General features: G+C 65.3%; 5 protein-coding genes. 1 reads left to right on the forward strand and 4 read right to left on the reverse strand.

What is annotated here, in order from left to right:
- Positions 1 to 4 precede the first annotated feature (4 nt).
- The 3 genes from AB4097_RS14910 to dnaK all read right to left on the reverse strand — a co-directional run bounded on the left by AB4097_RS14910 (position 5) and on the right by dnaK (position 4085).
- Positions 5 to 628 carry a class I SAM-dependent methyltransferase gene (locus AB4097_RS14910; protein ID WP_442040865.1) on the reverse strand — a complete coding sequence of 208 codons (624 nt, stop codon included), beginning with the start codon at positions 626 to 628 and terminating at the stop codon, positions 5 to 7.
- 180 nt (positions 629 to 808) lie between these two features.
- Positions 809 to 1960, reverse strand: a complete 1152-nt coding sequence (gene dnaJ / locus AB4097_RS14915) for a molecular chaperone DnaJ (protein WP_442040867.1) — start codon at positions 1958 to 1960, stop codon at positions 809 to 811.
- Positions 1961 to 2168: 208 nt separating this feature from the next.
- Positions 2169 to 4085 carry a molecular chaperone DnaK gene (gene dnaK, locus AB4097_RS14920; RefSeq protein ID WP_442040869.1) on the reverse strand — a complete coding sequence of 639 codons (1917 nt, stop codon included), beginning with the start codon at positions 4083 to 4085 and terminating at the stop codon, positions 2169 to 2171.
- A 366-nt stretch (positions 4086 to 4451) separates the two neighbouring features.
- Between dnaK and AB4097_RS14925 the strand changes: the two genes are divergently transcribed.
- Positions 4452 to 4820, forward strand: coding sequence for a hypothetical protein (locus AB4097_RS14925; protein WP_442040871.1), 369 nt, complete (start codon positions 4452 to 4454; stop codon positions 4818 to 4820).
- A gap of 31 nt (positions 4821 to 4851) precedes the next feature.
- Here AB4097_RS14925 and AB4097_RS14930 read toward each other — a convergent pair whose 3' ends face one another.
- Positions 4852 to 5751 carry a methylated-DNA--[protein]-cysteine S-methyltransferase gene (locus AB4097_RS14930; protein WP_442040874.1) on the reverse strand — a complete coding sequence of 300 codons (900 nt, stop codon included), beginning with the start codon at positions 5749 to 5751 and terminating at the stop codon, positions 4852 to 4854.
- Positions 5752 to 6357 lie beyond the last annotated feature (606 nt).

Genomic DNA, 6357 nt, shown 5'->3' on the forward strand with positions numbered 1-6357 from the left:
GCGCTCATGGGTGGTTGACCTTGTTGTAGACCCAGACGCGGGCCGGGGGGAGGTTGCGCCAGATCCGGTTGGAGGCCCTGGCCTTGTGTGTTTGCGAGCGCGCCGGGATCGGCGGCACCACCGCGTAGGTGAACTGGATGAAGGGCGCGTTGGGGTGCATCAGCGCCTGGGCGGTCTCCAGAAGCTCCAGGCGCTGGTCCATGGGCTTGGTGAAGAGCGGCAGGCTCGACACGGTCGCGGCCGCGGGCTCCTTCAGGATGCCGCCGAGGGTTTCCTTGAGGTCGTAGGCATCGCCTTGGATGATCGTCGCCTTCGGAAAGCGGCGCTTCAGGAGCTGGCAGAATTCGGGATTGAACTCGATCAGAACCAGCCGCTCCTGCGCCACGCCGCGCCGGATCAGGGCATCGGTGACCGGGCCCGTGCCGGGTCCGAGCTCGATGACGGGGCCGGGAATGCGCGGATCCACGTAGGACGCCATGGTCCGGGCCAGGATCTTGCCGGAAGGGGTCACGGCCCCGATGACGAGGGGCCGCTCGAGCCAGGAGCGCAGGAACCGGGCCTCATCCTGGAAGCGATCCTTCTTGAGAGGGATTTTCCGGGCCGTGGGCCGTTGGAACGACTGATGCACTGAGAAGACCCTTTTGCGGCGGATCACGTTCGCTGTTGAGAACCCTAAAGCATCGGACCCAAGAGCGGAGGCCACTTTCGGGATCGCTCCGATGCTTACGCTTTAACCTGCCACATCGTCTAGAGCGGAAAAACCGGATCCACTTCTTCCGCACGATGCGCTGATAAAACGACCGTCAAGTTAAGTTGATCCGCCCAAGCCGTCGATAAACTCCCGAAACCGCGAGAAAAAGCCTGAGCTCTCCGGATGATTTTCCTTGGAGCATTCCTGGTCGAACTCGGTCAGGAGCTCGCGCTGGCGCTTGGTCAGCTTCTGCGGGGTTTCCACAACAACCTGGATGTAGAGGTCGCCCACGTCCCGCGAACGCAGCACCGGCATGCCCTTGCCGCGCAGGCGGAACTGCTTGCCGGTCTGGGTGCCCTCGGGAACCTTCACGAGCGCGTCGGTGCCGCCCAGGGTCGGAACGCTGAACTCGCCGCCGAGTGCCGCCGTCACCATGGAGATCGGCACCCGGCAGAACAGGTCCGCCCCGTCGCGTTGGTAGAATGGATGGGCTTTCAGGGACAGGAAGATGTAGAGATCGCCTGCAGGCCCGCCGCGCAGGCCGGCCTCGCCTTCGCCCGCAAGGCGGATGCGCGTGCCGTCCTCGACGCCCGCCGGGATGTTGACCGAGAGGGTGCGCTCGCGGGTGACCCGGCCCGCGCCGCCGCACTGGCCGCAGGGGTCGTCGATGACCTCACCGCGCCCGTGGCAGTTAGGGCAGGTGCGCTCGATGGAGAAGAACCCTTGAGTCGCCCGCACCCGGCCCGCACCGCCGCAGGTGGGGCAGGTCTTGGGCTTGGAGCCCGGCTTCGCGCCCGAGCCCGAACAGGCCTCGCAGGTGATGGAGGTCGGGATCTTCAGCTCGGCGGTCTTGCCGTTGAAGGCTTCGTCGAGGGAGATTTCCAGGTTGTAGCGCATGTCGGCGCCGCGCTCGCGCCCGCCGGTGCTCCGGCCCCGTCCGCCGCCGCGTCCGGTCGCATCGCCGAAGAAGTTCTCGAAGATGTCCGACATGAAGTCGGAGAAGTCGCCGCCGAAGCCCGGTCCGCCGGCCCCGGCGCCGCCATTGGCGAAGGCCGCATGGCCGTAGCGGTCGTAGGCGGCGCGCTTCTGGCCGTCGGAGAGGGTCTGGTAGGCCTCGTTCAGCTCCTTGAACTTGACCTCGGCCTCGTGGTCCCCCGGGTTGCGGTCCGGGTGGTACTGCATCGCGAGCTTCCGGAAGGCGGATTTCATCTCCGCATCGGTCGCGGTCTTCGCGACACCGAGAACCTCGTAGTAATCGCGCTTGGACATGTCAGGCGCCCCTCGGAGCGTCGATGTGCTCCATCATTGTGCCGGACCTTTTCGCACGCGCTGCACAGGAAAAGGCTCGAAAAGCATTTTCCAGCGCATCGTGGGAAGCGGTCGGTTGATCGGTCATGGGTGTTTTAAAGCTCGTTTCATGAAAACGGCACCCGGTCACGAAACCGGGTGCCGAATTCGTCAGAAGGTGTGCATCGCGTCAGGCGCGCTTCTTCTTGTCGCCCTCGTCGACTTCCTGGAAGTCGGCGTCGATGACGTCGTCCTTCTTCGGCTCCTCGGCCGAGGCCTGCTCGCCGCCTTCGCCGGCATTCGCCTGGGCGGCATACATGGCTTCGCCGAGCTTCATGGAAGCCTGCATCAGGTCCGTGGTGCGGGCCTTGATCACCTCGGCGTCCTCAGCCGCAAGAGCCTGGCGGAGAGCGTCGATGGCGGTCGTGATGCCCTGCCTGTCGGATTCGGAGACCTTGTCGCCGTATTCCGTCATGGACTTCTCGGTGGCGTGGATCAGGCTCTCGCCCTGGTTCTTCGCCTCGACGACCTCGCGGCGCTTCTTGTCTTCCTCGGCGTGAGCCTCGGCGTCCTTCACCATCTTCTCGATGTCGGTGTCGGACAGGCCGCCCGAGGCCTGGATGCGGATCTGGTGCTCCTTGCCGGTCGCCTTGTCCTTCGCCGTGACGTTCACGATGCCGTTCGCGTCGATGTCGAAGGTCACCTCGATCTGCGGCACGCCGCGCGGCGCGGGCGGAATGCCCACGAGGTCGAACTGACCGAGCAGCTTGTTGTCCGCCGCCATTTCGCGCTCACCCTGGAAGACCCGGATGGTGACCGCGTTCTGGTTGTCTTCCGCGGTGGAGAACACCTGGCTCTTCTTCGTCGGGATCGTCGTGTTGCGGTCGATCAGACGGGTGAACACGCCGCCGAGGGTCTCGATGCCGAGCGACAGCGGGGTCACGTCGAGGAGCAGCACGTCCTTCACGTCGCCCTGAAGCACGCCGGCCTGAATCGCCGCGCCGATGGCCACGACCTCGTCCGGGTTCACGCCCTTATGGGGCTCCTTACCGAAGAACTGCTTCACGACTTCCTGGATCTTCGGCATGCGGGTCATGCCGCCGACCAGGACCACTTCGTCGATGTCACCGGCGGAGATGCCGGCGTCCTTGAGGGCCTTGCGGCAGGGCTCGATGGTCTTCTGCACGAGATCGTCGACGAGCTGCTCGAACTTGGCGCGCGAGAGCTTGAGGGCGAGGTGCTTCGGACCGGAGGCGTCCGCCGTGATGTAGGGCAGGTTGATCTCGGTCTGCTGGGCCGAGGAGAGCTCGATCTTGGCCTTCTCGGCGGCTTCCTTCAGGCGCTGCAGGGCGAGCTTGTCCTTGGTCAGGTCGATGCCCTGTTCCTTCTTGAACTCGGCCGCGAGGTACTCGACGAGTCGCATGTCGAAGTCTTCACCGCCGAGGAAGGTGTCGCCGTTGGTGGACTTCACCTCGAACACGCCGTCGCCGATCTCGAGGACCGACACGTCGAAGGTGCCGCCGCCGAGGTCGTAGACCGCGATCATGCCGGTCTGCTTCTTGTCCAGGCCGTAGGCCAGGGCCGCAGCGGTCGGCTCGTTGATGATGCGCAGGACCTCGAGGCCGGCGATCCTGCCTGCGTCCTTGGTGGCCTGACGCTGGGCGTCGTTGAAGTAGGCCGGAACCGTGATCACGGCCTGGGTGACCGGCTGCCCGAGATACGACTCGGCCGTCTCCTTCATCTTCTGAAGGGTGAAGGCGGAGATCTGCGAAGGCGAATACTGCTTGCCGTCGGCCTCGACCCAGGCGTCGCCGTTCGGCCCCCGGATGATGTGATACGGAACGAGGCCCATGTCCTTCTTGGTCATGGGATCGTCGAAGGTGCGGCCGATCAGGCGCTTGATGGCGAAGAACGTGCGCGACGGGTTCGTGACCGCCTGGCGCTTGGCCGGCTGGCCGACGAGGCGCTCGCCTTCGTCCGTGAAGGCCACGATGGACGGGGTCGTCCGCGCGCCTTCTGCGTTTTCGATGACTTTGGGCGTCGTGCCTTCCATGACAGCGACGCAGGAATTGGTGGTGCCGAGGTCGATACCGATGACCTTACCCATGGCGGGATCCCTCACTTTCAAGCAGACCGCCGAGCCCTAAAAGCAGCCCGGCCCATGGCTTACATGTTGATGACTATCAGCCGGGACCGGCTCAACCCGAACCGTGCCCCATGCTGGCGCTGATATAAGAAGGGGCATTCGGGCCTGCAAGACAATCCTGAGGGCTAGAATGCCTCAATTCGTCTGATCCTGCGCCTGTTGCATGACTGCGATGGAGTGTCAGGCGGAGTTTTCTGCCGGGCAATTCGGGCTCCTCGGCAGAGCTGACGGGTATCTCTGGTGTTTGACCTAAGGTAAGATCCGGGCTCGTGGATTGTCCTGGCACTCTCCTAAGTGCCACCCATCTGACCCTTGTGGAAGCGGCCCATGGCCAAGATTGTCTTTGCCCTGATCGCCATGGGATTGGCTTCCCCGGTCCAGGCCCATGACATCTATTCGCACCTGCTGGATTCCTGGGGCAACAGCTGCTGCAGCGACAAGGATTGCCGGCCGGCGCCCTATCGGGTGACCCCGACCGGCGTGCAGATGCTCGTCGATGGGGAATGGGTCGATGTGCCGGGCTATACGATCCAGTACCGGGCCCTGCTCGGAGATGCCGGGCAGACGGGCGGGGGACATTGGTGCGGCCGGGCCTACCAAAGGGTCGACAACAGCGTGTTCCATGTCACGCAATGCGCGGTGCTGCCGCCGAGCACGGCGGAGCTGCCTGGCCCGCCTGACCGGGGCGATCCGTAGGGCGCGGCCGGCCGGGCGGCTCTTTCGAGGCTCACGACAGGTTGCTGCCCAGAGCCTGTCCCGCTTCCCAACCCAGGATCGCCTGCTTGCGGGTGAGCCCCCAATGGTAGCCGGTCAGCGCTCCCGAGCGGCCGAGCACCCGGTGGCAGGGGACCACGAAGGAGACCGGGTTCTTGCCCACCGCCGCGCCGACCGCCCGGCAGGCCGAGGGCTTGCCGATGTGGCGGGCGATGTCGGAATAGGTGGTCGCCTTGTCGCGGGGAATGCGCAGCAGTGTCTGCCAGACCCGAACCTCGAAATCCGTGCCGATGAGGACCACCCGCAGGGGCTGCTCCGCCTGCCATTGCGACGGATTGAAGATGCGCTGCGCCAGCGGCGCGGTGGCGGCCTCGTCCTCCAGGTAGGTGGCCTTGGGCCAGCGCCGGGTGAGGTCCGAGAGGGCCGCCTGCCGGTCCCCATCGTCCACGAAGCCGAGCCCCGCGAGGCCCCGGTCGGTGGCGATCAGCACCGCCTCGCCGAAGGGGGAGGGGTGGAAACCGTAGCGCATGGTGAGGCCCAGGCCGCCCGTCCTGTAATCCCCAGGCGTCATGGCCTCGTGGGTCACGAAGAGATCGTGCAGCCGGGCCGGGCCCGAGAGGCCGACCTCGTAGGTGGCGTCGAGCACGCTGGCGGAATCGGCCAGCAGCGCCTTGGCGTTGTCGAGAGTCAGGGCCTGCAGGAAGGCTTTCGGGCTCAGGCCCGCCCAGCGCCGGAAGAGGTGGTGCACATGGGTGGTGGACAGGCCCACATGATCGGCGATCGCCTCCAGCGACGGCTGCTCGCGCCAGCGCTCCGAAATATAGGCAATGATCCGGCGTACCCGCTCGTAATCCGAATGCGGCTCGTCCGGCACGGTGATCGCGCCCGGTTCGATGGTGATGTCGCGTAGCATATCCAGCATGGCTCTCATCCTGATTGACGGTCATCCTAACCGGCCCGGGAGGAGGGCGACACCCGATTCCTGCGGCGTCTGGCAGGGAGGCCTAGGGGCATCCTGGTCGGATCTGCGCATGTCCGCTCCGAACCTCTCCCGTCATGGCCGTCCCCGGATTTGATCCGAGGATCAGTCCCCACCAGCCCCCTTGTGTTGAGCGCCACTGCTGTCATTCCGGGGCGCCGCAGGCGAGCCCGGAACCCAGAGCCACGACGGGTCAAGAAAACACGATCAGCGTTGCGCCTCATTCGGCATCGTCAGCGATTCTGGGTTCCGGGTTCCGCTGCGCGGCCCCGGAATGACGGCGGAGGGTTCGCAGCAGGCGAGATCAGCGAATGCTCAGGCCCATGTTATGTTCTCACTTTGTTCTTGACGGGTGGCTCAACCTTGGCTATATCATTGCACAGCCTGATCCGACGAGGGGCGCGCTTCGCGAGGCGTCGCAAGTTGTGGGAGCAGGCACGGTCCTGCCCGCCGGTCACGCAGCCGGCGCCAGGAGGCCCTTGGCAGCCCTGTGCTGGTCCAAGTTTAAACGCCTAAAAGAACCGTGCGCGAAGCGGCCTC

The sequence above is a fragment of the Microvirga sp. 2MCAF35 genome, from assembly GCF_052115545.1.
Classification (GTDB): domain Bacteria; phylum Pseudomonadota; class Alphaproteobacteria; order Rhizobiales; family Beijerinckiaceae; genus Microvirga.